The organism is Actinoplanes sp. NPDC049599, assembly GCF_044465625.1.
GTDB lineage: Bacteria > Actinomycetota > Actinomycetes > Mycobacteriales > Micromonosporaceae > Actinoplanes.
In genome coordinates this window covers 20,817-46,732 of the sequence record NZ_JBITLX010000043.1, presented here as the reverse complement: position 1 = coordinate 46,732, position 25,916 = coordinate 20,817, and the positions used below count along the sequence as shown (strand labels likewise).

26 protein-coding genes are annotated in these 25,916 nt (G+C 72.2%); 8 read left to right on the top strand and 18 right to left on the bottom strand.

Annotated features, from left to right (window positions below; translation table 11 throughout):
* Window positions 1-7: 7 nt before the first annotated feature.
* The 5 genes from ACIBQZ_RS40730 to ACIBQZ_RS40710 all read right to left on the bottom strand — a co-directional run bounded on the left by ACIBQZ_RS40730 (window position 8) and on the right by ACIBQZ_RS40710 (window position 4,838).
* Window positions 8-193: a helix-turn-helix domain-containing protein gene (locus tag ACIBQZ_RS40730; RefSeq protein WP_396094311.1), complete on the bottom strand. Its 186-nt coding sequence runs from the start codon at window positions 191-193 to the stop codon at window positions 8-10.
* A 63-nt stretch (window positions 194-256) separates the two neighbouring features.
* Window positions 257-1,471, bottom strand: a complete 1,215-nt coding sequence (locus tag ACIBQZ_RS40725) for an EAL domain-containing protein (RefSeq protein ID WP_396094310.1) — start codon at window positions 1,469-1,471, stop codon at window positions 257-259.
* A gap of 51 nt (window positions 1,472-1,522) precedes the next feature.
* Complete coding sequence (locus tag ACIBQZ_RS40720; protein ID WP_396094309.1) at window positions 1,523-2,437, bottom strand: phosphotransferase enzyme family protein; 915 nt, start codon at window positions 2,435-2,437, stop codon at window positions 1,523-1,525.
* A 7-nt stretch (window positions 2,438-2,444) separates the two neighbouring features.
* Window positions 2,445-3,266: a TrmH family RNA methyltransferase gene (locus ACIBQZ_RS40715; RefSeq protein WP_396094308.1), complete on the bottom strand. Its 822-nt coding sequence runs from the start codon at window positions 3,264-3,266 to the stop codon at window positions 2,445-2,447.
* Window positions 3,267-3,293: 27 nt separating this feature from the next.
* On the bottom strand, window positions 3,294-4,838 hold the full coding sequence (locus tag ACIBQZ_RS40710; protein WP_396094307.1) for an aldehyde dehydrogenase family protein: 1,545 nt from the start codon (window positions 4,836-4,838) through the stop codon (window positions 3,294-3,296).
* A 147-nt stretch (window positions 4,839-4,985) separates the two neighbouring features.
* Here ACIBQZ_RS40710 and ACIBQZ_RS40705 point away from each other — a divergent pair, with 147 nt between their 5' ends.
* On the top strand, window positions 4,986-5,171 hold the full coding sequence (locus ACIBQZ_RS40705) for a hypothetical protein (protein ID WP_396094306.1): 186 nt from the start codon (window positions 4,986-4,988) through the stop codon (window positions 5,169-5,171).
* 22 nt (window positions 5,172-5,193) lie between these two features.
* Here the strand turns inward: ACIBQZ_RS40705 and ACIBQZ_RS40700 are convergent, their stop codons facing one another.
* The 3 genes from ACIBQZ_RS40700 to ACIBQZ_RS40690 form a co-directional block, all read right to left on the bottom strand.
* The gene (locus ACIBQZ_RS40700; RefSeq protein ID WP_396094305.1) at window positions 5,194-5,604 is read right to left on the bottom strand and encodes an HPF/RaiA family ribosome-associated protein; all 411 of its coding nucleotides are present in this window, start codon (window positions 5,602-5,604) and stop codon (window positions 5,194-5,196) included.
* A 158-nt stretch (window positions 5,605-5,762) separates the two neighbouring features.
* Window positions 5,763-6,305, bottom strand: coding sequence for a hypothetical protein (locus ACIBQZ_RS40695; RefSeq protein WP_396094304.1), 543 nt, complete (start codon window positions 6,303-6,305; stop codon window positions 5,763-5,765).
* Between the two features lie 93 nt (window positions 6,306-6,398).
* Complete coding sequence (locus ACIBQZ_RS40690; protein ID WP_396094303.1) at window positions 6,399-6,803, bottom strand: multiprotein-bridging factor 1 family protein; 405 nt, start codon at window positions 6,801-6,803, stop codon at window positions 6,399-6,401.
* Between the two features lie 124 nt (window positions 6,804-6,927).
* Between ACIBQZ_RS40690 and ACIBQZ_RS40685 the strand changes: the two genes are divergently transcribed.
* Window positions 6,928-7,332 carry a hypothetical protein gene (locus ACIBQZ_RS40685; protein ID WP_396094302.1) on the top strand — a complete coding sequence of 135 codons (405 nt, stop codon included), beginning with the start codon at window positions 6,928-6,930 and terminating at the stop codon, window positions 7,330-7,332.
* 36 nt (window positions 7,333-7,368) lie between these two features.
* The gene (locus tag ACIBQZ_RS40680; protein ID WP_396094301.1) at window positions 7,369-8,739 is read left to right on the top strand and encodes an NAD(P)/FAD-dependent oxidoreductase; all 1,371 of its coding nucleotides are present in this window, start codon (window positions 7,369-7,371) and stop codon (window positions 8,737-8,739) included.
* A gap of 10 nt (window positions 8,740-8,749) precedes the next feature.
* On the opposite strand, the gene ACIBQZ_RS40675 is transcribed toward ACIBQZ_RS40680, so the two are convergent.
* A complete protein-coding gene (locus ACIBQZ_RS40675) occupies window positions 8,750-9,421 on the bottom strand; it encodes a DUF6308 family protein (protein WP_396094300.1) in 672 nt (223 codons plus the stop codon).
* Entirely contained in the window at window positions 9,418-10,107 is a 690-nt protein-coding gene (locus tag ACIBQZ_RS40670) for a DUF4386 domain-containing protein (RefSeq protein ID WP_396094299.1), read from the bottom strand. Before ACIBQZ_RS40670 ends, ACIBQZ_RS40675 begins: the two co-directional genes overlap by 4 nt.
* A 77-nt stretch (window positions 10,108-10,184) precedes the next feature.
* On the opposite strand from ACIBQZ_RS40670, the gene ACIBQZ_RS40665 reads away from it, so the two are divergent.
* Window positions 10,185-10,865, top strand: a complete 681-nt coding sequence (locus ACIBQZ_RS40665; protein ID WP_396094298.1) for a TetR/AcrR family transcriptional regulator C-terminal domain-containing protein — start codon at window positions 10,185-10,187, stop codon at window positions 10,863-10,865.
* A gap of 52 nt (window positions 10,866-10,917) precedes the next feature.
* On the opposite strand, the gene ACIBQZ_RS40660 is transcribed toward ACIBQZ_RS40665, so the two are convergent.
* From ACIBQZ_RS40660 to ACIBQZ_RS40635, 6 genes are all read right to left on the bottom strand, one after another.
* Complete coding sequence (locus ACIBQZ_RS40660; protein WP_396094297.1) at window positions 10,918-13,032, bottom strand: PQQ-dependent sugar dehydrogenase; 2,115 nt, start codon at window positions 13,030-13,032, stop codon at window positions 10,918-10,920.
* 12 nt (window positions 13,033-13,044) lie between these two features.
* Window positions 13,045-13,995 carry a sugar phosphate isomerase/epimerase family protein gene (locus ACIBQZ_RS40655; protein WP_396094296.1) on the bottom strand — a complete coding sequence of 317 codons (951 nt, stop codon included), beginning with the start codon at window positions 13,993-13,995 and terminating at the stop codon, window positions 13,045-13,047.
* Window positions 13,996-14,333: 338 nt separating this feature from the next.
* The gene (locus ACIBQZ_RS40650) at window positions 14,334-14,693 is read right to left on the bottom strand and encodes a hypothetical protein (protein ID WP_396094295.1); all 360 of its coding nucleotides are present in this window, start codon (window positions 14,691-14,693) and stop codon (window positions 14,334-14,336) included.
* 5 nt (window positions 14,694-14,698) lie between these two features.
* On the bottom strand, window positions 14,699-15,184 hold the full coding sequence (locus ACIBQZ_RS40645) for a hypothetical protein (protein ID WP_396094294.1): 486 nt from the start codon (window positions 15,182-15,184) through the stop codon (window positions 14,699-14,701).
* Between the two features lie 209 nt (window positions 15,185-15,393).
* Window positions 15,394-15,861: a hypothetical protein gene (locus ACIBQZ_RS40640; protein WP_396094293.1), complete on the bottom strand. Its 468-nt coding sequence runs from the start codon at window positions 15,859-15,861 to the stop codon at window positions 15,394-15,396.
* 55 nt (window positions 15,862-15,916) lie between these two features.
* Window positions 15,917-19,012, bottom strand: coding sequence for an AAA family ATPase (locus ACIBQZ_RS40635; RefSeq protein WP_396094318.1), 3,096 nt, complete (start codon window positions 19,010-19,012; stop codon window positions 15,917-15,919).
* A 94-nt stretch (window positions 19,013-19,106) separates the two neighbouring features.
* Between ACIBQZ_RS40635 and ACIBQZ_RS40630 the strand changes: the two genes are divergently transcribed.
* The 4 genes from ACIBQZ_RS40630 to ACIBQZ_RS40615 all read left to right on the top strand — a co-directional run bounded on the left by ACIBQZ_RS40630 (window position 19,107) and on the right by ACIBQZ_RS40615 (window position 22,208).
* Window positions 19,107-19,466, top strand: a complete 360-nt coding sequence (locus ACIBQZ_RS40630; RefSeq protein WP_396094292.1) for a cupin domain-containing protein — start codon at window positions 19,107-19,109, stop codon at window positions 19,464-19,466.
* A complete protein-coding gene (locus tag ACIBQZ_RS40625) occupies window positions 19,463-20,365 on the top strand; it encodes a TIGR03086 family metal-binding protein (protein WP_396094291.1) in 903 nt (300 codons plus the stop codon). The genes ACIBQZ_RS40630 and ACIBQZ_RS40625 overlap by 4 nt, the downstream gene beginning before the upstream one ends.
* A 198-nt stretch (window positions 20,366-20,563) precedes the next feature.
* Complete coding sequence (locus ACIBQZ_RS40620) at window positions 20,564-20,779, top strand: sigma factor-like helix-turn-helix DNA-binding protein (RefSeq protein ID WP_396094290.1); 216 nt, start codon at window positions 20,564-20,566, stop codon at window positions 20,777-20,779.
* Between the two features lie 379 nt (window positions 20,780-21,158).
* The gene (locus tag ACIBQZ_RS40615) at window positions 21,159-22,208 is read left to right on the top strand and encodes a hypothetical protein (RefSeq protein ID WP_396094289.1); all 1,050 of its coding nucleotides are present in this window, start codon (window positions 21,159-21,161) and stop codon (window positions 22,206-22,208) included.
* Between the two features lie 109 nt (window positions 22,209-22,317).
* Here the strand turns inward: ACIBQZ_RS40615 and ACIBQZ_RS40610 are convergent, their stop codons facing one another.
* Complete coding sequence (locus ACIBQZ_RS40610; protein ID WP_396094288.1) at window positions 22,318-23,904, bottom strand: aspartate:alanine exchanger family transporter; 1,587 nt, start codon at window positions 23,902-23,904, stop codon at window positions 22,318-22,320.
* An 11-nt stretch (window positions 23,905-23,915) separates the two neighbouring features.
* Window positions 23,916-25,715, bottom strand: a complete 1,800-nt coding sequence (locus ACIBQZ_RS40605; RefSeq protein ID WP_396094317.1) for a phosphoenolpyruvate carboxykinase (GTP) — start codon at window positions 25,713-25,715, stop codon at window positions 23,916-23,918.
* Between the last annotated feature and the right edge of the window lie 201 nt (window positions 25,716-25,916).

Here is a 25,916-nt window from a genome sequence, read left to right as displayed (position 1 = left end):
GTGGACCTCACGCTGGAGGGCAACCGCGACGGCGGGTCACGCCCATGAGGTCGGCGACCTCGCGCTGGGTGAGACCGAGCCGCTTGCGCTCCTCCGCCAGGTGAAAAGCGGAGACCCAAGCTTCGGTACGCGACCGGATGGCGACATTGACCGACCGGTAGGTGTCGGCGTCGGTCTGGCGCAGAGCCCGCAACCAGTCGCGGATCTCGTTGGTGGCCCGGACAGCCCACTGGCACGACCGGACCGTCTCCGCAGTTCAGACAGGAGACATCGGGATCGCTGCAGGGATCCGGGGGTATTCGTCGCGGAGGTCCTCGATCGGGGTTGCCCGGCCGAAGTGCCAGCCCTGGCCCAGCCCGGCGCCCAGCATCGCCAGCGTGGTGGCGTCCGCCTCGGTCTCGACGCCCTCGGCCACCACCTGGGCGCCGGTGGCCCGGGCCAGGTCGACCAGGGCACGCACCACCACGGTCAGGACGGGGTCGTCGCTCAGCCCGGTGACGATGCTGCGGTCGAGTTTGATGACGTCGGGCGCGGTGACGACGATGTGCCGCAGCGAGGAGAAGCCGGCACCGACGTCGTCGATCGCCAGGCGCATGCCCCGGGCGCGCAGCGGCGCCAGCAGGGTGCGCAGCGCGTCGTAGTCCTCGATCGGCTCGTGCTCGGAGAGTTCCAGCACGACCCGGTCGAGCGGCAGCCCGGCCAGGAAGTCGAGGCAGCCCCGGGTGGCGAGCGTCGCGGGTGAGACGTTCATGGCGACGTAACCCGACACCCGGCCGAGGTGGGCCCCGGCCCGGCGCAGGGCGAGCAGTTCCAGGTTCTCCCGCTCCCCGATCAGATCGGCGTCGGCGAAGCACCGGTCCGGCGGCAGCTGCCAGTGCCCCGGGAACCGGCTCAGCGCCTCCGTGCCGACCCGCCGGCGGGTGACAAGATCAACGATCGGCTGCAACAGCACCACCGGCCCGCCGCCGTCGAGCACCGGACGCAGCCGGCCCTCGATCTCGGCGTTGCGCGCCCGCTCCCGTACACCCGGCTCGATGATCAGCGAGGCGGCCCGGGACAACACCTCCATGAGCGCCTTGTCCCGCTTGCTGAGCTGCTTGTCCGCGGCGAACCCGGCGGCGCAGAAGGTGCCGTAGACGGTGCCGTCGGCGAGCACGACCGGCACCGAGACAAAGCTGCGGATCCGCGGCATCCGGGCCGACGGCAGCTTCATGGCTTCGGGAAAGTCCCGGACGTTCGGCATCACCGCGGGCAGCCGGCCATCCATGATCGCCTGACAGAACGAGGTGTCCTGGCGCTGGGTGTTGCCGTCCCGGAACACCCAGGGGATCGACGAGTCGATCACCTCCAGGTGCTGGGTCGTCCCGTCCATCCGGGTCATGAAGGCCAGGCTGAGCCCGAGCGAGTCCCGGGCGGTCCGCAAGAGCTCGGCGACCTGCTGCTCGGCCCCGCTTCGCTGCTTGCGCACCATCGACGCCTCCTCATCGGGCCGGACGCACGACGGTGCCGCCGGACTGCCACCTCATCGGCCGCCGGACCCGCGAGCTGAGGGCAGGAGGGTGCGGGCTGCGCGCAGTTGCTCCAGGTTCTCGTCCACCCAGCCCTCCCTCAGCGATTCCGTGCCGCGCATCGCCGGTTTCGCGTACAGGTGGAAGTGCAGGTAGTCGATCCGGAGCAGGACGTCCAGCCAGGGCAGCGCCGCCTCGTCCGCCGCGCCCAGCCGTCGCACCTTCCGATAGCCGGCCAGGAACGCCGGCCACTGCGGCGTCGCCGCCACCGGCGAGAGATCCGCCGCCCGGTATCCGTCCGCCGCCCGGTCCAGGTCGAAGAAGACGATCCGGTCGCCGGCCACGTGGATGTTGTCCAGCGTCACGTCGCCGTGGCACACCCCGCGTTCCAGTTCCTCCGCCTCGACCCGGCGGCCGGCCTCCGCCGCCAGCGCGGCGATCAGCGCCCGGTCCGCCGCGTCCGGCACCCGGGCCAGCACCTCCTCGACCAGCGAGCCCACGTCGAACCCCGGGCGGCCGGGGAAGCCCGCGGTCGCCTCGTGGAACAACGCGGTCGCCGCGCCGAAGCGGTGGTACAGCTCGTCGGTGCGCGGTTTCGGCGGTTTGCCGCCCGGCACCCATTCCCAGAGCGTGAAGGCCCGTGGGCCCTCCGCTGCCTGCAGCACACCGGCCGGGTGGCCGGTTGTCAGCGGTACGCCCTGAGCAACTCCCGCCCCCACGTGCGCCGCCAGCGCCACCTCCCAGCCCGCCGAGTCGTGGCCGGTCCGGTAGAGCTTCAGCACCCGCGGGCCGGACGGCGTGTCCAGGCGGTAGACGTCGTTCACGAGCGAGCGCAGCAGCACGCAGCCGGTGACGTCCAGCCCGTACTCGCGGGCTGCCAGGGCCGCCAGCGGGGCCGGGTCGACGATCGAGCGCAGCGCCGGGATCATGCGGCGCTCAGGCCAGTCGCCGCTGGCGGGCCGCCTCGTACAGGGCGACGCCGGCCGCCGAGGCCGCGTTCAGGGAGCTGGCCGCTCCGGTGATCGGGATCCGGACCAGCTGGTCGCAGGCCTCCCGCCAGCCGGCGCTCAGCCCGTGCGTCTCGTTGCCGACCACCAGCACGGTCGGCCCGGTCAGGTCCTGCTCGGCGATCTCCACCGGGCCGCGCTCGTCGGTGCCGACGACCTGCGCGGGTACGCCGTCCGCGCGCAGCTCGCCGACCCGGTCGAGGACCTCGCGGTGGCTCGGCACCCGGACCACCGGCAGGGCGAAGAGCGAGCCCGTGCTGGCGCGCACCGCCTTGGGGTCGTACGGGTCGGCGGCGTGCCCGGTGACGATCACACCGGCCGCCCCGAACGCGTCCGCCGAGCGCACCAGCGTGCCCACGTTGCCCGGGGTGGTGGGCCGGTCGAAGACCACCACCAGCAGGTTCGGGCCCGCGGTGATCCGGCTCAGGTCGTCCGGCGGCATCGCCACCACGGCCAGCAGCTCGGGTGTGTCCTCGTCCTTGCCGCCCAGCTCGCGCATGAGCTCGGCGGCGACCACCGCGCGCGGGGCGCCCGCGGTGTCGATCACGTCGCGGCCCCAGCGGGACAGCCCGGGGCCGTCGGAGACCAGCAGCGTGCGGATCTCCCAGCCACGTTCCACCGCCAGCGAGATCGGGCGTACGCCCTGGACCAGGAACTCGCCGGTGTGCTGCCGCTTGGTCCGGTTGGTCAGCAGCGCCTGCCACTGCTGGAAGGTCGCGTTACGCGTGCTGATCCGCATCGTCCTGGCCACGGCGACCAGTCTGCTGCAGCCGCCCGGTCACATGTCGGGCGGGTAGCTGCTGTAGTCGGGGAAGTTGCCGTACAGCCGCTCGCCGGGGTCGCCGACCGTGACCGCGTGCACGAGCAGGTCGCCGCCGACGAACGCGCCCTTCCAGGAGGCGCCGCGGCCGCCGAAGCACTCGTCGCGGTCGCCGCGGGACCGGGGCCGGTTGATGCCGACCTTGAAGGCCTGCACGTCCCGGGCCAGCTTGGCCGCGAGTTCCTCGTCGTCGACGGCGAGGCTGGCGACCAGCGCGCCGTTGCTGGCGTTCATCGCCGACAGCAGCTCGTCCTCGGTGTCCACCACGATGATCGTGTCGACCGGCCCGAACGGTTCGGCGTGCCGGAGCCGGGACCGCCCCGGCGGCGCCAGCAGCGCGGTCGGCGCCACGTACGCGCTGGTGTCCTGGCCGTCCAGGAACCGGCCGGCCGTGCCCGCGCCGCGGTGCAGCGGCACCGCCCCGCCGCGGATCGCCTCGGTGACCTTGCGCCGCAGCTCGTCGGCCTTGGCGGCGCTGATCAGCGGTCCGAAGTCGAGCTCGGGCAGCGGGTCGCCGGCGTTCTCGACGGCGAGCGGGTGGCCGAACCGGATGCCCTTGACCACCGGCAGGTACACGTCCAGGAACGCGTCGACCAGGTCCCGCTGCACCACAAAACGCGGGTACGCGGTGCACCGCTGCTTGCCGTACTCGAAGCCCTTGCGCAGGTGGCCGGCGAGCAGGTCCCACTGGGAGAACTCCCAGATGCCCCAGGCGTTGAGGCCCTCCTGCTCGATGAAGTGCCGCTTGTCGGAGTCGAGCAGCGCGGCGGCGACCTTGCCGCCGTTGGACCGGCCGCCGACGAACGCCACCGCGCCGATCTCGGGCGCCCGGACCAGCACCTCGGAGAGCTCCTCGCCGCTGCCGGAGAGCAGGGTCACCGGCAGCCCGGCCCGGACCATCAGCGCGTGCGCCAGCGTCAGGCAGACGGCGCCGCCCTGCGACGGCGTCTTGGCGATCACGGCGTTGCCGGCCAGCAGCTGCACCAGCTCGGCGTGCACCAGCACGCTCATCGGGTAGTTCCAGGAGGCGATGTTGCTGACCGGCCCGGGCAGCGGTTCCCGGCCGGCGACCTGCCGGTCGATCTGCGCGGCGTACCAGCGGACGCCGTCCAGCGCGCGGTCGACGTCGGCGCAGGCCAGCCGCCACGGCTTGCCGATCTCCCAGGCCAGCGTGAGGGCCAGCAGGTCGCGGTGCGCGGTCAGCGCGTCGACGGCGGCGGCGACCCGGGCCTTGCGCTCGGCCAGCGGCGTGCCGGACCAGGCCCGGTGGGCCGCGGTCGCGGCCCGCACGGCGTCGGCCGCGGTGGCTGCGTCCACTTTGGCCAGGTGGATGAGCAGGCTTCCGTCGACGGGGGTACGCAGCTCGGCCGGCGTTCCCACGTCGTGCCACCGGCCGGCGTAGAGGTTGCGCAGCCGGTCGGCCGTGAGCGCCTCGGGTGCGGCGGCCGCGACCCGGGCGAGGACGTCGTGCCAGGCGGTTCCAGGGGCGAGGGTCAGGCTCATGCCCCACTCTGCGAACAGCCGCGCCCCGGGCGCCATCCGGATGTGACGTCGCGTGCGGATGTTCTTGCCGCGAGCGAAAGTATGCGGATTTTTCTGGCGGCAGGACGCCGATTCTTCCACGAGCGGGGACGGGGCAGAATGCCGTTCATGGCCAAGTTGCCGTATTCCGTGACCGGACGTTCCGGGGCGACGACCCGTACCGGGGCACTCCCGGTGAGGGTGAGGCGGCTGTTCGAGGTGCCGGGTGGCCGTACCGTCGATCTGGAGCGGATCCATCTCTCGGGCGTGCCGATGGCCTCGATGTTGCGCTTCCGGGTGCGGCCCGCCGGCTGACCGGCGGGCCGGGCCCGGGCCGTCAGATCCGGTCGGTCTGGAGCAGGCCGCCCTCGTCGAGCGCGGCGGGATCGGGCAGCGCGGTCTCCCGCAGGTGACGGTTGTGCCGCGGCTCCTGCTTGGTCTTCGCGTCGTTGAGCTTGCGTCGCAGGTCGTCGCGGACGTCGTTGAGCGCGGCGTGCAGGTCGTCCTCGGAGGAGGTGGTCACGACCTTCTGCCGGCCCGCGATCCAGCACTCCAGGGTGACCTTCTGCCCCGGCGCCTCGCGGTCCTTGACCGATACCTCGAGCTCGGTCGTGTCGGCGTGGAAGCCGGCCAGCCGGGCGTCCAGCGTGCCGAACTGCTCGGCGATCCAGTTCCGGTCGCCCTGGGAGAAACCGGCGCCTACGCGCAGGCACTCGTCGACGGTGGCGGGATTCGCGACAGCGCTCATCGCTGCGCCTCCTGCCGTCGGGCGGACCCGGACCGAGTGATGCACAGCCGTACGGTCACCATCATCGCTGACCCTTCGCTCGGGGGATGTTCCTGATCTTATTGTCCCCCGGGCGGAGGCTTCGGAAACGGACGAGGTCCCGCGATTCGCTCCGGCGGTCAGCGCTGCGGCGGGGTGCGGCGGATCGAGTGGACGTTGGCCTCCACCGGGCCCTCACCGGTCGCCACCCGCATGCCGTTGAGGTAGCCGTCGGTCTCGCGCTGCTCGCCGTACTCCTCGGTCAGCTCCGCGATGCGCTCCTCGAGCACCTGCAGCTCCCGCTCGCGATCCACGGCGAGCTGCGCCCGCAGCTCGACGATGAGCTGGTCGAGCTGCCGCTGGTCGGCGGCCGGGGCGCGCAGCTGCTCGATCCGGCGCAGGATCTGATCGCGGGAGAACGCCACCACGACGGCGAGCCAGGCCAGCACGAACAGGCCGGTGACGACCGGGAAGACCGCCAGCGAGGTCAGCGGCGGCGGGGGCGGCATGGTGCCGGGAGCCGGTGGCGGCGGATGCGCCGGCGGCAGCCCCGCGACCACGGTGATGATGAGCGCGCCGGTGGCGGCCACGGCGGCGATCAGCGCACCCAGCAGCAACTTGCTCACTTGCAGGTGCAGTCCGCCCACGATGGACCCCACTTCGGCGCGGGCCCGCTCAGTCATGGTCCGAGATTACGGACATCGGCCCCCGCGCGCGACCTCCGGTCCTCCCGGGCTGCGCCGATCGTGGCCGCCGTCCGGCGCACCGGCCCTCGATCAGGCCGAACGGCGGCGGCGGAGCACCTTGCGATACGGCTCGAGCATCCGGTTGAGGACCGACTCCAGCGCCGCCCGGTCCGGCTCCGGCACCGGGGAGTCCGGGGCGAGGATCCGGCTCAGCTCGTGCACCAGCGGATGCGCCACCGGCGGCGCGGCCGTCGGCCCGCCGACCCGGTCCGGATAGGCGGCCACCACGATCTCCGGAATGCTGCGGCCCAGCACCGGCGCGATCCGCTCGATGGACCGGATGGTGGGTCGCTGCTCCCCGCTCAGCCAGCGCAGCACGACCGACGGGTCGGTGCCGGCGGCACGGGCGAAGTGCGTGGGCGTCGGGAACCGCGCAGCCTGGATCGCTTCCTTGAGGTAACCGCCGAAGCCAGGCTCCGGCGTGGAAGGCGTCATGGCCCAAGGATAGGCGCGGCCGACCGTCGCCGGGCCGTCCCCGGATCGGGCAATTGGTTGAAGACGCAGGCACTGCTACCGTCATTGGTTAGATAACCAACGGCTCGGGGCGGATCGGAAGGTCGTGGGCAGCATGATGCAGGCGATGGTCCTGGTGGGCATTCTGGCGATCTGTGCCGCGTCGGGCCTGCTGCTGACCTACCGGCACCGGTGGGCGCCCGATCCCGACGAACCGACCGGCAGCTACGCCGCGCCGACGCCACCGGTGCCGAGCCCGCCGCCGGCCACCGCGGCGCCGGGTCCGGCTCCCGTCCCCGCTGCGCCCGGCTCACGCCCGGCGGCCAGCGCGCCGTCGGCCACCGCGTTGCCGCCGGCCGCTGCCGGCGTACCGGTGAAGCCGTCGCAGCCGCTGCCGGCCGCACCGGCCGACGCCTCGCCGGTGGCCGCGGCGCGCCTCGGCCGCAACAGCGGCTTCAACCGGTTCGCGCCGGCCCCGGTGCGCCGGATCACACCCGGGGTGTATCGGTAACCGTCACACCCCGGCGGGCCCGCTCGTCCAGGTGGCATGAAGGAAAACAGCACCAGCCGGCACCGGGTGGTCATCGTGGGCGCGGGTTTCGGCGGCCTGTTCGCCGCCAAGGCACTGCGCCGCGCCGACGTGGACGTGACCCTGATCAACGGCACCACCTACCACCTCTTCCAGCCGCTGCTCTACCAGGTCGCGACGGGCATCCTCTCCGAGGGCGAGGTCGCGCCGCCGATCCGGGAGATCCTCCGCCGGCAGCGCAACGTGGACGTCCGCCTCGGCTGGGTGCGCGACGTCGACGTCGCGGCGAAGTCCGTCGCGGTCGACGGGCCGGGCGTCAGCTACACGGTCGGCTACGACACGCTGATCTTCGCGGCCGGCTCGTCCCAGTCCTACTTCGGCAACGACGGCTTCGCCGCGGACGCCCCCGGCATGAAGAGCGTGGACGACGCCCTGGAGCTGCGCGCCCGCATCTTCACCGCGTTCGAGATCGCCGACCTGCAGACCGACCCGGCCGACATCGAGCGCTGGATGACCTTCGTGATCGTCGGCGCCGGCCCGACCGGCACCGAGATGGCCGGCCAGATCGCCGAACTGGCCCACCGCACGCTGCCCGGCCAGTACCGGCACATCGACCCGCACCGGGCCCGGATCGTGCTGGTCGACGCGGTGGGCACGGTGCTGAGCACCTTCGGCGACCAGCTGTCCACCCGCGCGCTGCGCGAACTGCACCAGCTCGGCGTGGAGGTGGAACTCAACACCAAGGTGGTCGGCGTCGACCCCACCGGCATCAACGTGCAGACCGTACGCGGCCCCGAACGCATCCCCGCGATGACCAAGGTCTGGGCCGCCGGGGTGGCCGCGCCGCTGCTGGCCCGCAGCCTCGCCGAGGCCACGGGTGCCCGTACCGACCGGGCCGGCCGCATCCACGTCGAGCCGGACGGGACGATCCCCGGCCACCCGGAGATCTTCGTGGTCGGCGACCTGATGGCGCTGCCGGGCCGCGACGGACACCAGTTGCCGGGCGTCGCCCAGGTGGCGATCCAGAGCGGCCGGCACGCCGCGGGCCAGATCCGGCGCCGCCTCGCGGGCCGCCCGACCGGCCAGCCGTTCCGCTACTTCGACAAGGGCAGCCTCGCGGTGATCTCCCGCTTCTCGGCGGTGGCGAGCATCGGCCGGTCCCGCCTGTCCGGCTTCCCGGCCTGGCTGATCTGGCTCGGCGTGCACCTGTTCTACCTGGTCGGCTTCAAGAACCGGGTGTCGGCGGTGCTGCACTGGACGGTGAGCTTCCTGGGCCGCGGCCGCTCGGAACGGGTCACGACCCTGCAGCAGGTGCACGCCCGCGCCGCCCTGCGCGAATACGGCGACCCGTTCTCGCCCACGACCGAGCCGGTGGCGGGCCGACGCTGAACCGCGAACCTCAGGCGTCGGGTCGGCCCAGATTCCACGCCACGACGTCCAGCACTCGAAGGGTCGTCACCTCGCCGGCAACCCGCGCGGCGAGGTGACGCCAGACGTCGTCCTGGTCGGCGAGATCCCGGGCGACCCACTCGCCCAACTCGCCGGCGAACCCGGCCCAGCTCCTGGCGCGATCGACCTGGATCGGGAAGCGGCCCCGCTCACCGACGTAGCAGGCCCGGACGAACTGGTCGTACAACGGCACGAAGCTCGGCCGCTTGCGGTGCAACACCTTGGACAGCATTGTCAGCCGGACGCCGCGCAGACCCTTGCCGTCCAGGACACCGGCCAGGTTTCCCAGCCGTTCCCGCAGGGACCCGTCCGCCGCCGAGGCCTGCAGTGACAGCCCGCCGGGAACGGCTCGCAGCCCTTGCTCCAGTCGCGGCCGGGCGGCTTGCAGCGAGTAGAAGGCGGCGATCGTCGGGGCGGCGTTCAGCATTGTCGGGGCGAGCAGGTCGCCGTCGTTGAGCTGGTCCGGACCGCTGCCGGTGCACAGCTCGTCGTAGGCCGGGTAGGCGAACGGCTTGTCCGCCGTACGGTTCGCCGGGCCGTCGAAATACGTGTCCACCCAGCGTTCGGCTCGCGCGAGCGAAACGGCCTTGCCGCCCACCCGGACCGCCGGCCCGGTCGTCACTCCGGGACCGCCGCCGGGGAACGTTCCTCCGCCTGCGCACGCACGCCTCGGGTCAACAGATAGCCGACCATCCACAGCTCCCCCACCGTCGCGGGCACCGTCAGGATGTCGGACACCGCACCCGCCGACGGTACGAGATAACCGACGAACGGGCTCAGCACGTAGCCGATCCCGCCCGCGATGAGCACCCACCCGAGCGCCCGCGGCATCCAGCCCGTGCGGAGCACGCACCAGCCCATCGGGATCAGCCACAGCCCGAAGAACAGCGAGCCCACCGTCCACAGCTGCCCGCTCACCAGGTACAGCATCTGCACGTTCACCGCGGCGTCGCCGATCGGGCTGAGCGCGACCTCCAGCGCGGTGCCGAGCAGCGCCGCGCTGCCCAGGATGGCGACGGCGTTGACCAGGCCGAACGCGGCGATGCTGCCGGCCGCGACCGGGTCGGCGCGGCGGAACAGGCGGTAGAACCAGACCGCGGCCAGCGTCTGGGTGAGCACAACGAGCATCTCGAGGACCACCCCGAAGCGCGCGAGGCCCTCGTGCTCGACCAGGTTGGCGAGGGTCGCCGCCGGGTCGTCGGCCACGAAGAGCCGCGACCGGACGAGCAGGAAGCCGAGCCCGCCGGTGACGGCCAGGCCGAGGTAGAACAGCCCGGTGGTCCGGGCGGTACGGGTCAGGGTCTGCATGCTGCCACTCCTTCGGCCCTGCCTTACAACGTAAGGCACCATACGTTGTAAGGTACCGGAGGCAGTCAAGGAGGCACATGGCGAAGACCGACCGGGAGCCGCTGAGCCGCGAACGCGCGCTGGCGGCAGCCGTCACCCTGGCCGACACGGAAGGCCTCAAGGCGCTGACCATGCGCCGCCTCGCCGCCGACCTGGGCGTCGAGGCGATGTCGCTCTACTACCACCTGCCGGGCAAGGGCGGCCTGCTCGACGGCCTGGCCGAAACCGTCGTCACGGAGATCGCTGCCGCGGTCGCGCTGACGTCGGACCCGGCAGCCGACTGGCGGACGAGCCTCCGGCGCCGGTTCCTCGCCGCCCGCCAGGTGATGCTCCGCCACCCCTGGGCGCCGGGACTGCTCAGCTCCCGGCCGGCCATCCCGTTCGGCGTGTTCGCCTACTACGACGAGATCGTGGCCACCCTGCTCGACGGCGGCTTCTCCCACCGGATCGCGCACCGGGCGCTGCACGCGTTCGGCAGCCTGGCGCTCGGGGTCGCCCAGGAGATCTTCAGCCCGGCGGCGGCGGGCGGGAACACGGACGTGGAGGCGGCGGAGGCCGACCTGCCGGCGATGGCGGCGGCGCTGCCGCACCTGACCGCGATGATGGCGGCGGAGGCCCACGACGCCGCCGAGGAGGTGCTGGGCTGGTGCGACAGCCAGATCGAATTCGAATTCACCATCGACCTGCTGCTGGACGGCATTGATCGCGCCCGTGGGTGACGGACGAGGGCGCCGCCCCGGCGGACGGCGCCCTCTCGTACTTTCCCGGCCCTCACGGCGTGGGCGTCAGCACCACTTCGTCCGATCCACTCAGCGGCGGCAGGCCGCCCTCCGGCGCGTCCGTGTAGCTCGCGACGAACACCCCGCGCAGGTTGGTCGCCCCCGCGTGCCCGGTGTCCACGAACGTCTGGATCGTGCCCGAGCAGCCGGCCGTCGAGCTGAGCGGGTGCCCGTGCTCGTCGTGGCCGAGGATGTACGCCACCGTGACCCGGGCGCAGTCGATCGGCGCGTCGTCCTCGACTGTCACGGTGAAGGTGACCACGTCGCCGAACTGGAACGTGCCGCCGGCCGGCTCCGCGGTGAGCGTCACCACCGGGATCGTGTTGCCGACCACGATGCGTACCGAGGCCGCGGCCCGGCGGCCGGTGGCGTCGGTGACGTTCAGCGTCGCCTCGTAGACGCCGTTCTCGGTGTACGTGTACGTCGGGTTCGGCTCCCGGGAGTCCACCCGGCCGTCGGCGTTCAGGTCCCAGGCGTACCGCAGGGCGTCGCCGTCCGCGTCCGTGGTGCCGGCGCTGCTGAAGTGCACCGTCAGCGGCGCCAGGCCGGCCTCGACGTCGGCTGTCACGACCGGCACCGGGGTGCGGTTGCCGCGGGTCCAGTCGACCCGGGCCAGTTGCGCCTCGGGCAGCTCGGCGAAGTAGCCGGTGCCGTATTCCAGCACGTAGAGCGCGCCGTCGGGGCCGAACTCCAGGTCCATCGGGTTGTCGAACACGACGTCCGGCGCGACGTCCTCGATCGCCGTCACCTCGTTGTGGGTCAGCGAGAACGCCTTGATGTAGTCGCGGGTCCACTCGTAGAACAACGGCTTGCCCTCGAACGCGCGCGGCCACTTGAACCGCGACCGGCTGCGCGGCGAGTAGTCGTACGCCGGCCCGGCCATCGGGCCGATGCCGCCGGTCTCCAGCTCGGGGAAGAGCGGGGACAACGCGTACGAGTAGTAGACCTGGGGTTGCTCCACCTTGGGCAGCACCCGGCGCCCGGTGTTGTACCGGGAGTCGTTCACCGGCGCGGCGCAGTTGAACGCCGGCCCCGCGGTCTCGGTGGCGAAGTCGTAGTCGCGGTACGGCATGGTCGGCGTGACGCAGTACGGCCAGCCGTAGTTGCCGGGCCTGCTGATGACCATCCACCGGCCCTGCCCGGCCGGCCCGCGCTCGGGATCCGGCGCCTGCGCGTCCGGCGAGTAGTCGGCCAGGTGGACCCGGTCGGTCTTGGTATCGACGTCGAACCGGAACGGGTTGCGCAGCCCCATCGCGTAGATCTCGGGCCGGGTCAGCGGCGTGCCGGGCGCGAACAGGTTGCCGCGCGGGATGGTGTACCCGCCACCCGGCTTCACCTTGATCCGCAGCAGCTTGCCGCGCAGGTCGTTGGTGTTGCCGGCGCTGCGGCGCGCGTCGAACGCGGGGTTGCGGCCCACCCGGTCGTCCAGCGGCGCGTAGCCGTCGGACTCGAACGGGTTGGTGTCGTCGCCGGTCGACAGGTACAGGTTTCCCTTGCTGTCGAAGTCGATCTGGCCGCCGACGTGGCAGCAGATGCCGCGGTCCACCGGCACGTCGATGATCTGCTGCTCGCTGCTCAGGTCGACGGTCTTGCCGCGGAGCTTGAACCGGGACAGCCGGAGCGCGCCGGAGAACCGGTCCCAGTCGGCCTGGGTGCCGGTGGTGGGCGCGTCACCCTCGTTGACGTCGGGGGTGCCCGGGTCGTCCACCGGGGTGGTGCCGGGCGGCGAGTAGTAGAGGTAGACCCAGTTGTTGTGGCGGAAGTCCGGGTCGATCGCGACGCCCTGCAGGCCCTCCTCGTCGTGCCGGTAGATGGGCACGTCGGCGGCGAGCGGGTTGAGGCCGGTGCGCGGGTCGTTGATCCGTACCTGTCCGGTCCTGGCGGTGTGCAGCACCCGCAGGTCGGGCAGCACGGCCAGGCTCATCGGTTCGCCGGGCCGGTCGTTCAGCGTCACCTTCTGGAAGGCGGACTGGTCCGCCGGTACGGGCGCCGGCTCGTGACCGGGGTGCGCGGCGGCGGGCAGCGACGTCAGGCCGGCGAGCCCGGCGAAGGTCGCGACCAGGACGGCCACCGTGGTGCCGCGCCTCGGGGTGGTCCGGTAGGCCATGGTGATCACCCCTCAGAACCGGAGATCCCGCAGGAACCGGTAGCCGACGGCCGCCGAGTCCAGCGCGTCCTCGGGTGCGCGGTCGCCGGTGCCGGCGTCGTCGCGTTCCACGATGTACTCCCGCACCCCGGCCGCCTCGGGCCGCGCGAAGATCCGCCGGAAGTCGATCAGGCCGGTGCCGAGGTCGGCGAACCCGCTGTCGATGTTCATGTCCTTGCAGTGGAACTGCCGGACCCGGCCGCGGTGCTCGCGGAGCAGGTCCACCGGGTCGGCGGTGCCGCGCCACGACCAGTACAGGTCCAGTTCCAGGTGCACCAGGCGCGGGTCGGCGACCGAGGTCAGCAGCTCGAACGGGGTCCGGCCGGAGCCGTCGGCCAGCGGGAGGAACTCGAAGTGGTGGTTGTGGTAGCCGAAGTCGAACCCGGCCTGCCGGGCGATCGCGCCGGCCCGGTTCAGATCCTGGGCGAACGCGCGCCACACGGCGGCGTCCCGGATCGGGCCGTTCGCGCCGACGCCGAAGAACGGATGCACGACGAAGTGGCAGCCCAGCGTGCGCGCGTCGGCGAGCGTGGCCCGCCAGGCGGTCGCGTCGAACGGCTGCGGGATGCCGAAGTGCCCGGAGGTGGCGCGGATGCCGTTCGCGTCGAGCAGCGCCCGGAAGGCGGCCGCGGTGAGGCCGGCGGTGCCGGCGGTCTCGACCTTGGTGTAGCCGATGTCGGCGAGGGCGGCGATCGTGCCGGCCGGGTCGGCGGTGAGCACGTCACGCACGGTGTAGAGCTGAATGCTGATCCGGTCGACCGGGATCCGGCGGCGACCGCCGGGTGCGCCGGCGGGAGCCCGGCCGGCCTGGGCGGGCGCGGCCACCGTGCCCGCGACACCGGCGGCGGCCGCCAGCACGGCGCCCGAGCGCAACAACGCGCGACGACCGAACAGCCGTCCGGTCTCGGAATGGTCGGTGAACATGAGCGATCTCCTTCCCGGCCCGCGCGGGGGCGGACCGCGACGACATCGGCGCTGCGGTCTGGAGAGTGACTAGAGATCAGCGATCGCAAATGAACTGCACGCGCGCCTGTGACGTTAACCAGCTTTTTCGGGGCTGTGAAGGACACCACACATCGGCCATTTGACCTTTGTCGGCAGAGGCCGATTTCGACCTTTCACGACAGAGGCCGATTTGAAGTGCCGAGTGTCAATGTCCCGGGCACCGGCCCACAGATACACGAACGCCACTGTCACCCTGACCTGCGCGCGGCAGGCGCGCCGCGCCGGCTGAAGGCACCCTGACCCGGTAACAGCGTGGATCAGTGCCGCTCGGCCTCGTCGATCACGTCACGGAGAAGGTGGCGGAGCTCCCGCAGGAACTGGGCGGCGCCGGCATCCGACGGGTCCTCGAGCACCCAGTTCGCTTCCCAGCCGACCAGGCGCGCCAGGGTGCCGGGCGGCTGAGGCTCGGTGACCACGGCTTCCAGAGCTGCCAGATCGCCGTAATGGCGGGCAGTGGAGAAATGTGCGGTCCGGCGGAGATCGGCGCGAACCTCCTCGAGGTTGTCCGCACCCACGACATGGCTGCTGAGGAACTCGCGGACCCGCTCCAGCGGCGGGAGCGCATTCCGCGCCTCGATGCGCGCACGCATCGGCTCAGGGAGGCGGGAGATGTCCATGGGACTCACATTATCCCGACCGGGAACGCGGTGAGGATGAACGTTTCCGGCGGGTCCGAGCCCGGTACGAGGCGGATTCGAATCTTGACCAGGCTGGTCTCGGCGTAGCGGGAATGGCGTGGGCCGGCGCCGTACATGCCGTCGTTGTAGTAGCCCTGACCCACCCGGTGCCCCGCATCAAAACCGCCGTCGTGCGCGCCTTCGAGGGCCAGGTCGTCGCGGATGCGATCCCAGTTCCGCCGGACGTAGTCGTTGACGGTTCGATTCATGGTGGACGGATCGGTCCACCGGTACGACCAGTTCTCCGGCCTCGGCCAGGGATCGTCACCGTGGACCCGGCCCTCGACCGTCTGCCGGCCCGGCGCCCTCGGCAGCGGAATGCCGGGGCCGTGCCGGTCGTCGGTGTGTGCCCCGTGAGCGCCGTACCCCGCGTCGTTGGCCGCGATGTCGAACCGCGGGGGTTCGTCGCCGAGCTGGTCACGACGACGCATGATCTCGGCGAGCCGGGCATCGTCCGGGCGCCGGGCGGGGGCCGGTGATCCTCCGGCGGCGCTCGCCGAAGGCCGTCCGCGCTGGGCAAGCCCGGCAACGGTCTGCTGCGCCTCGGCCACGTTGCGGGCCGCCGGCGCCGGCGGTCTGGCCGCGCGGGATTCTTGCGGCGCTTCGTCGTCGCCGCTGTGGGGTGCCCGGGGGCGCCCCGTCATTGCACCGAGGGGTCGGGGTGGTCCCGGCGATAGCGATCCGCCGCGTCTTCGTCGATCAATTTGTTGTCCAGCAGCCGTTCGACTGCGCGGCGCGCCGCCCGGGTATCGCGGAAGGCGTTCCAGGCCGGGACCAGTTCGGGGTGTTCGTCGTGCAGTTCGTTCCGGAACCGGCGGAACGACCCTCTGCCCTGCAACGACCGGGCCAGTCGCCGCGCCGCCCGCTCGTCGGTGAGCAGGTCGGTGAAGTCGGCCATGTCCCGGAACCAGACCCGGGACGGCAGCGCCTCGATCGGCGTCAGGCCCAGTTCCTCCAGGTCGTCCGGTGGCTCGCCGGAAATGGCGCTGTCGAATGCCGTGGAGATCTCGCCGGTCGCCGGATCGATCGTCCACTGGTATTCGTCGGCGCTCTGATCGGCCAGCGCGGTGGCCAGCAGGTCAAGATCAATCTGTTCGATCTTCAGCATCGGCACTCCCGGCGGCGAGTCAGGACGGCGTCGGGTCAGCTTGCCACAATCGGCCTCAACCGGCCGCTTCCCATCGATGGGTGAGTTCGGCCAGGTAGGGCAGGTACAGACGGGCGCCGGCCGCCGAGGCTGCCTCGACCGCGGCGGCGAGCAGGGCCGGCGCGGTCGGGTCGCGGCGTGCCACGGCCAGCGCCGCCGCCGCCCAGCGTGCCTCGTGCCGGCCCAGTGCCGGGCCGGTCGCGAGCGCACGGGCGATCAGGTGGTCGGCCTCGGTGAGCCGGTTCAGGTCGATGGCGGTCAGGGCGGCGCGGGCCGCCGCCCAGCAGCCGAAGAGGTCGAGGTTGGCGCAGAGATCCAAGGATCGGTGGAACGCGTCGAGCGCGGCCGGCAGGTCACCCTGGTGCTGGTGGGCGATGCCGATTGCCCGCCACGCGGTCGCTGTCCAGCCGCGGTGGTGCAGTCGCTGGGCGATGGCCAGCGCGGCCCGGCCGTCGGCGAGCGCATCCTCGTGGCGGCCGAGCGCGGAGAGCGCCTCGGAGCGATGCCACAGCGCGTACGTCTGGCCGTCGGGGTGGCCGAGGGTACGGGCCACGTCGAGGGCCCGCTCGGTGTCGGCGAGCCCCTGGGCGGCCCGGTCGAGCAGCACGCGGCCGTGTCCACAGGTCGAGCGCGGGGTCACCGCGCGCATCAGGTCACCCGAGCTCTCGAAGAGGTGGGCGGCACGATCGAGCTCGTCCACGCCTTCCTCGATGCTGCCGTGCAGGAACGCGGCCATCGCCCGCGCGTCGAGGATGCGCGCGGCGCCACGCGAGTCACCCGTACGGGTGTAGATCGCCAGCGCCTCCGCGGCGCGGGCGGCGGACCGCGCGGGCCGGTCGAGGTTCATGTCGATGACCGAGGCGACCTCGAGCACGGACGCTCGGACCTGGTCGTCGTCGCCGGCTTCGATCAGGGCCAGTTCGGCGACCTCGGCCGCACGCCGCATGTCGTCGGCGCCGGAGTCGAGCGCGGCGAGCTGGGCCAGGACGCCCGCGCGCGCCGGGCCGCCCGGATAACCGGCGAGCGCCGCCCGGAGGTCGTCACGGGCGGCGGCGATGTCGCCGCGCCGCCGGCGGGCCTGGGCCCGTGCGGCCAGCAGCTGCGCCCGGACCGGTCCGTCGGCGCCGCCGGTGGCGAGTCCGGCGTCGGCGAGCTGGTCGGCCTCGGCATCGGCCACCTGGTCGAGGGCGTTCGCGGCGGCGCGGGCATATGCCTCGGCCGCCCTGGTGACGTCGCCGGCGCCGAGCCAGTGCCGCGCCTGCTCGGGCGCGTCGCCCTGCGCCGCGTCGAGGACGGTGGCCAGCCGGCCGTGCAGCCGGGCCCGGGTCACGTCGGTGAGACGATCGACCACCACCTCGGCGACCATGTCATGGGCGGTCCGCCAGCCGTGCTCACCGAGGCGGACCAGATTCGCCGCGGCCAGCTCCTCCAGCGAACCGAGCAGTTCCTTCAACGACAGCTCGGCGGCGGCCGCCAGCGTCCGGGCCGGCACCTCGCGGCCCAGGAGCGCCAGGAGCCCCAGCACGGTCGCCGCCTGGCCGGCGTGTGCGGCAGCCCGGTTCTCGATGGCTCTGCGCTGCCCGGCGCGGCCGGCCTGCCGCGCGCGCCGCACGGCCTCCGGCGAAGTGGCGCGCCAACGGCCACCGGCGTCGGCCTGGTCCAGCAGCCCCTCGGAATGCAGCAGCCGGAGCACCTCGGCCACCGCCATCGGGGTCCGGTCGGTCTGGTCGGCGATCGCCGCGACCAGGTCGCCGTCGTCGACGAGATCAACCAGGGCGAAGGCGAGGAGTCCGCCCAGCTCGATCACCGGCGGACCCGGCAGCCGGCGGATCAGCTCCGCCGGGCCGGCGGACAGCTCGTCCGGCCGGTAGGCGACCACCAGCCGGGGCCGGTCGGCGCCGCCGGCGACGCTGCCGAGCAGCTGGACGCTGCTGGGGTCGGCCCACTGGAGATCGTCGACGAGGAGCGCCCGGTCCGGGTGGCCGGTGAGCAGCCGCCGGGCCGCCTCGATGATCAGGGCGTTGCGGGTCTCCGGGTCGAATCCGGCGGGTGGCGGGTCGAGTTCCGGCAGCAGCTCGGCCAGGGCCTCGCGGAGCCGGCTCGGCAGCGTCCCGAGCGCCGATCCGTCCGCGGCGAGCAGTTTCCGCAGGAGCGTCCGGGCCAGCGACCATGGTTCGTCCCGGTCGGCCCAGGACGCGGCCACGTCAACCGTCGCCACGGTGGCCGCGACCTCCTCCAGCAGCCGGGACTTGCCGGTGCCGGACCGGCCGGCTATCCGCACGATGCCGTCCGGCAGACCGGCGACGACCTGCCGGACCACGGCGTCGCGGCCGACGAAGGGCAGCACCCCGAACTCGGCCCGCGGCGCTGACGGCCCGCGGCCGCCGCCCGTACCGGATCGCAGCAGCTGGCCGTGGAGCTCCACCGCGTCCGGCGAGGGGTCGAGGCCGAGCTGGTCGGCGAGGCTGCGCCGGTACCGGTCGAAGCAGGCCAGCGCCGCGACCCGGTCGCCGGCCGCGGCCTGCGCCCGGACCAGCGCCAGCGCGGCGCTCTCCCGCAACGGTTCGGCCGTGGCTGCCGCCGTCGCGTACTCCACTGCCATCGCCGGCGCGCCGAGCCCGGCGGCGAGCGCCGCCGCACGTTCCCAGGCGATCTGGCGGGCCTGCAGCACCCGGTTCCGGTACGGCTGGGACCAGTCCGCGTACAGGTCCTCGGGCAAGGGTTCGGCGGCCGTTCCGAGCGCCTCGCGGTAAGCCGCCAGCGCCGGCGGCCCGACGAGCCGGCCGGCCCGTTCCACCGCCGCGAGGAAGACCTCCGTGTCCACGACGCAGTACGGCGGGGCGGCCAGGGCGTACCCCTGGGGGCCGGTGTGGATCAGCTCGGGCCGGCCGACCGCCCGCCGGGCCCGGTTGACCAGGACCTGAAGGTTGGCGGCCGGGTCTGCCGGCGGTCGCTGCGGCCACAGCGCGTCGATGAGCAGGTCGTTGGCGACGAACTGGCCCTGCCGGCTGGCGAGGACCCGCAGCAGCGCGCGCACCTTGCGGCCCTGGTACGCCGACTCGTCCACCTCCCGGCCGTCGCACACGACCGCGAAGCGGCCCATCAGACGCATCTCCACGGGCGCGGCCGCTAGATTCCCGCCAGTTGTCTGCAAGGCCGTGCTCCTAGCGTCGGGTCGACGGAATCACCGAGAGCCGGAGGGCACGATGTCCGAACAGACCACGCAACATGTCACCTTCACCAAGCCCGACGAGGTCCGCTCCTTCGCCAACGGGCGGCTCGAGCTGCTCCACGTTGATGGCTCCGCCATCGGCCGGCTCGTGCTGGAGCCGGGCTGGCGCTGGTCCAACGACGTCAAGCCGGTCGCCGGCACGCAGCTGTGCGAGGCGCCACATTTTCAATACCACGTGGCGGGCGTGCTGCGTATCGCCATGGCGGACGGAACCACCTTCGACGCGGGCCCGGGCGACGTGACCTCGCTGCCGGCCGGCCATGACGCCTGGGTCGTCGGCGACGAGCCGGCCGTCATCGTGGACTGGTTCGGCGCGAGCGAGTACGCGAAATGACCAGCGGGATCCCGGCCCGGCAGTTGTACGCCCGCGCGATGGCCGGCTTCGACGCGGTGCTGCACGCGGTGCCCGGCGATCGTTGGACGGCGCCGACGCCCTGCGCCGGGTGGGACGTACGGGCGCTGGTCGACCACGTGGTGCGGGAGGACCGGTGGGCGGCGGAACTGCTGGCCGGCCGGACCATCGCCGAGGTCGGCGCTCTCCTCGACGGCGACCTGCTCGGCACGGACCCGGTCGCGGCCTGGGCGGCCGCGAGCGCGGCGGCGGCAAGCGCGGCCACCGCCGCGCCGGACGACGTCATGGTGGCCCTGTCGGCAGGGCCGACGGCGGTTGACGAATACCTGCGGCAGCTCGCCGCCGACCACGTTGTCCACGCCTGGGATCTGGCCACGGCCACCGGCACGAACCTGCGCATCGAGGAGGATCTGATCGACGCCGTGACCGCCTGGTTCGCACCGGTGCGGCGGGTCTACCAGGCCCACGGGCTGGTGGCTCCCCGCCTGCCGGTGCCCGGGCCGGCGGAGAGCCAGGCCGGCCTGCTCGCGATGTTCGGCCGTTCGGAGGCGCTGGCCGCGGTGGAGCGGTTCGGCGACGCGTTCGACGCCAAGGACATCAACGCGATCATGCTGAACATGACCCCCGACTGCTTGTTCGAGACAACCTCACCTCCGGACGGCGTCCGCCACTCCGGCGCCGCGGCCGTCCGCGCCGCATGGCACCGGTTCTTCGAGGCTGCCGGCGATCACCGGTTCACCCCGGAGTCCCGCATCGTGGCCGGCGATCAGGTCATCGTCACGTGGCGATACGAGTGGACCGGCGGGCACGTGCGCGGCGTTGACCTCTTCCGCGTACGCGATGGGCTGGTCGCCGAGAAGCGCGCGTACGTCAAGGGCTGACCGGACCCGCGCGAGCGCGGCAGGGCATGCGGGCCCTGCCGCGCTCGCGTGGTTTCGGTTGACCTGCGGTAGTCGGGCGACTACGTCGCAAGTGCGCACTGGAGTTGCCGCTCCCCGGTGAGCAGAGTGCCAAGGATGCCGACCGGACAGACCGACCCGAGCTCGGAGTGCCGGACCGAGCGGCCTCCGCTGGAACGGATGCTGCAAGACCTCCCGGCCCAGCACCGGGCGATCATCGTGGCGACGTACTTCCGCCACCGGACGACCCGGGAGGCGGCGCTCCAGCTCGGCGTCACCCCGGGCGCGGTGCAGGCCCTGCTGTACGAGGCGATGCGCGAACTGTCCCTCATGGTCGCCGCCTGGCACCCGACGGCGTCGGAGGGCCCGTCAGCACAGCACCTGCAGGTCCAGTAGCGCTGGTCTCGGTCCGCGTCCCGATCGCCGGCGGCGCGAATGCATTTGATATTGCGATCGAGACACCGCTGAGCCGCCCGCCCGAATGCGAAAGCGAAGCGATTCCCCGCGCCCGCGAGAATACTCTCCCGAGGGACACGTAATCGTCCGCGGCGCCCGGCAGCGGGTTCCGCGAGGATGACATCGCTATCGACCGATCGGTGAGCCGGGCCGCGGAACACGACCATCGTCGCAGCTCAGACCAGCGTACGGGCCGATGCGGGGCCTCGAATGAAAGTTACCGGCCGATCAGCCATATTGCCCGCCGAACCGGCTTACCGCGTTTCCGGCCGCTCCTCGTTATGGTCAGGAGCGCCATTCACCCAGGAAAGAGACAACAATGCGAAAGTTCTATCGCTATGCCGTTCCGGCGGCGGCCGGCGTGCTGCTGCTGGGGTTCGCGCCGGCCGCCATGGCCGGTTCCGGCACCACCGCCCAGTCCGTCTGGGCCGGGTTCACCGCCGGTGACGGCGTGTTCGGCTACACCGACAAGCAGACGTATTCGTTCGACAGCCTGGCGGCGGCGACCCACTACGCCAACGTCCTGGAGAGCACGGCGGCACCGACCTGTTCCGGATCGGCGGCGAACTGCGGCGCGAGCAACGCTCCCCTCGCAGCGCCGGCCGCCCCGGCACCGGACGCCACCAAGATCACCCCGCTCGTCCACGCCGACCGGTGCACCTTCTTCACCGGCGGCCTGCTCAGCGGCAGCACCTACACCCAGTCCGTGACCGTCAACGGCAAGAACGGCAAGGGCAACTGGACGTACACCTCGGCGTACCGGATCACCGGGCAGACCGTCTCCCCCGAGACGGAGTGGAGTTCCGTGCTCGACTCGTCGGACGGAGCGCACGTGACCCTGCAGGGCGAGATCGCCGGGGAGTCCGTGCTCGCCAAGAGCGCGGCCACCAGCAAGTACTCGTTCAGCCTGGTCGACAGCGCCGGCGCCAGCCGGGTCACCGGCCTGTCCGTCACGCTGACCGACCCGGCCGGCACGGCGGGCACGCCGACGCCGATCGGTTCGACCGTGGTGACCGCCGCGGACGCCACGAACTTCCGCAACTTCTCCGTCGGCACCGCGCCGGCCGATCCGGCTGACCTGTACCTCGACACCCTGGTGGCGACAAACGGCAACACCGCGCTGCTCGCCAAGGGCGACGCCCGGACGATCCTGAACACCGACAGCTTCGCCGGCAACAACAACGGCGGGTCGGACGGCTCCGCGCTGGCGTACGCGCGCCTCGACCCGACCGAGGTCACGCTGACCGAGGGCGCGTGGACCGCCACCCTCGCCGGCACCGTGAAGGACAACGCGGGCACCGCCACGACGAACCTGTCGGTCGAGCGCAAGCTGGTCGTGGTCGGCTTGAACAACTGCGCGACCCCGTAGTGCACCGGCGGCGGCGCCACCCGACCGGGGGCGCCGCCGCCCGGCCCGGCCCGGCCCCGGCCCCGGTGCCGGCTCCGGCTCCGGCTCCGGCTCCGGGGTCATTCGGTGATCAGAAGACGCTCAGCAGTAACTGCGCGATGACGATCTTGGTGATCATGGCGGCGGGGAACACCGTGGTGTAGCCGAGTTCGGGTAATTCGTTCCCGGCCTGTTCGTCGGCGAAGACCAGCGTCGCCGGTTGGGTGCACATGCCGGCCAGGATCCCGGTCGCCACGCCCATCGGCAATCCGAGCACCTTGTGGCCGATGATGAGGACGCCGAACGCCAGTGGCAGGCACAACCCGAATGCGAGCAGGAGCAGCAGCCAGCCGTCCGCTGTGACGATGGTTGCGGCGAACGACTGCCCGGCGCGGGTGCCTATGCCGGCGAGGAACAGGACGAGCCCGAGTTGGCGCAGAGACTGGTTCACCCCGGCGGGTAGTTGCCAGACCAGTGGGCCGGTGCGGCGCCGGGCGCCGAGCAACAGGCCGACGACGAGGGTGCCGCCGGCCAATCCGATGCTGAAGGAGCCTCCGCCGGGCAACGGGATGCTCACCGAGCCGAGCAACAGGCCGAGCGTCAGACCCAACGCCAGCGAGGCGATGTTGACCTCGCCGAGCTCCTTGTAGGAGTCGCCGAAGAACCGGCTGAGCTCCTTCATCCGCTGTGGCGGCGCGACGACCCGCACCCGGTCGCCGAGCTCGAGCACGATGCCGGGGTCGGCCAGGGAGTCGATGTCGCCGCGGCGGATCCGTGTGATGATCGCTTCGAACCGGTCGGCCAGGTCCAGGCCGGCGATCCGTTGCCCGACGAGCCGCGGGTCGGACACGAAGATGCGGCGTACCTCCAGGTCGGTGCGGTCTGCGTCCAGCCGGTCGGGATACGGCTGCCCGACCAGCCTGGTCACGGCGTCGACCGCCTCGGCGGAGCCGACGACGGTCACCCGGTCGCCGGGCTCCAGCCGCAGGGAGGGCTCGGCGACGCCGACATATTCGTGGTGGCGGATGCGCCCGATGAGTGCCCGACCGCCCGACGCGCGGACCGCCGAGGCGACTGTCAGAGGGTGATGGATCTCGGCGGTGGCGTTGACGATCTGCTCGGTGGCCATCCCGGCGTCCACCGCGTCGGAGGTGTAGTCGATGCGCCACATCCGTTGCAGCACCGCGATCGCGGCGAGGCAGGAGATGACGCTCGCCGGGTACGCCAAGGAGTAGGCGACCACGGGCAGGTCCGCATCGGCCGTTCCACCGAGCCGTTCCACGACGGCGGCCAGGGCCGGGGTGTTGGTGAGCACCCCGGCGAAGAACCCGGCTTCCTTCGCACCGCGGAAGTCCAGCAGCCCGGCCAGCACCGCGACCGCCGCGGTGATCGCGAGGATTCCGCCCAGGGCCAGGGCGTTCCAGCGCAGGCCTGCGCGCCGCTGCGACGAGGCGAACCTCGGCCCGGCGGACAGGCCCACGGTGTAGACGAACAGCGCAAGGCCGAGCAGGTAGACGATCTCGGGCAGTCGCAGCCTCGGGTCCACCGCGCCGGCCGCGATGCCGGCGAAGAGGACGCCGGCGACTCCCAGGCTGAATCCGGCGATGCGGACCTTGCCCGCCAGGTAGCCGACGGCGACGACCAAGAACAACACCAGGAGCGGCTGGTCTGCCAGCACGCGCAGCACCATCAGCGATCGGCCCGCAGCCCGGCACGCAGGTCGGCGAGTTGCGCGGTGAGTCCCGGCGGCAGCCGGTCGAAGCGGGCGAAGTGCTCCTCTATCGAGTCCGCTTCGGCCAGCCACTTGTCGGTGTCCACCCGGAGCAACTCGGCGATGTCCTCATCGGAGAGTTCGAGGCCGTCCAGGTTGAGCTCGCCTGCCGCCGGCAGGTAGCCGATCGCTGACGGTACGGCCGTGGCGCTGTCGTCGGTGCGGTCGAACACCCAGGCCAGGACCCGGCTGTTCTCCCCGAACCCGGGCCACAGCCAGCGCCGGTCGGCAGTCCTGCGGAACCAGTTGACGTGGAACACCTTCGGCAGCCGCGCACCCGGGGTCTCGGCCATGCTCAGCCAGTGGGCCCAGTAGTCGGCCATGTTGTAGCCGCAGAAGGGCAGCATGGCGAACGGGTCGCGGCGCAACTGCCCGACCGCCCCCACGGCCGCGGCGGTCGTCTCCGACGAGACGGTCGCACCCAGGAACACGCCGTGCGCCCAATCGCGGGCCTCGAAGACCAGCGGCAGCACGGTGCCTCGCCGACCGCCGAACAGGATCGCGTCGATCCGTACGCCCGCGGGGTCCTCCCAGTTGTCCGCGATCGACGGGCACTGTGCCGCCGGCGCGGTGAACCTGGCGTTGGGGTGCGATGACAGCGTGCCGGACCGGGGTGTCCAGTCGTTGCCCAGCCAGTCGATCGCGTGCGCCGGAGGCTCCTCGGTCAGTCCCTCCCACCAGACGTCACCGTCATCGGTCAGCGCCACGTTGGTGAAGATGCAGTTGGCATACAGGGTGCCGATCGCATTGGGGTTGGTCTGCGGCCCGGTGCCCGGAGCCACCCCGAAGATGCCGTTCTCCGGGTTGATAGCGCGCAACTCACCGTCGGCGTTGAACCGCATCCAGGCGATGTCGTCGCCGAGCGTCTGCACCGTCCAGCCGGGAATCGTCGGCACCAGCATCGCCAGGTTCGTCTTGCCGCACGCCGACGGGAACGCCGCCGCGATGTGGCGCACCTCCCCAGCCGGGTTGGTCAGCTTCAAGATGAGCATGTGCTCGGCGAGCCAGCCCTCGTCGCGGGCCATCACCGAAGCGATACGCAGCGCGTAACACTTCTTGCCCAGCAGCGCGTTGCCACCGTAGCCGGAGCCGTACGAGACGATCTCCCTGGTCTCCGGGAAGTGGGCGATGTACTTCGTCTCGCTGCACGGCCAGGCCACATCGGGCTGGCCGGGCGAAAGCGGCGCGCCCACGCTGTGCAGCGCCTTGACGAAGTCGCCCGCCGGGCCGATGAGATCGAGGGCCTGCTTGCCCATCCGCGTCATGATGCGCATCGACACGACCACGTACGGCGAATCGGTGATCTGCACACCCAGCTGGGAGATGGGCGAACCGAGCGGGCCCATCGAGAACGGCACCACGTACATCGTCCGGCCCCGCATCGCCCCGGCGAAGAGAGCCGTCAGGGTCTGCCGCATCTGGTCCGGCTCGGCCCAGTTGTTCGTCGGCCCGGCGTCTCCCGGATCCGCGGAGCAGATGAACGTGCGGTCCTCCACCCGGGCGACGTCCGAGGGATGCGAACGGGCCAGGAAGCTGTTCGGCCGCAGCGCCGGATTGAGCCGGATCAGCGTCCCGGCATCGACCAGTTCGTCCGTCAGCCGCGTCCATTCGGCCTCGGAGCCGTCACACCACACCACTTCTTCCGGTTCCGTAAGAGCGGCAACATCCGCTACCCACGACAGAAGACCCGCGTGCTTGGTGGGTTGCTTGAGTTCCATGATTCCGACATCCTCCGGTCTCGTCGCGGAGGTGACCGCAGGGTTGCGGACATCCAGGAGCCAGTCCAACAGGCCCCGGCCCACGCCCGCAGTGCCAGAGGACCCGACCGGGCGGGGTACACCCGCACATAGCGTGTTTCCGGCATGTTGCGGGATACTCACGGGCTGTCGTGAGGCCTGAGCTTTTGCCCCCGGCTGGTC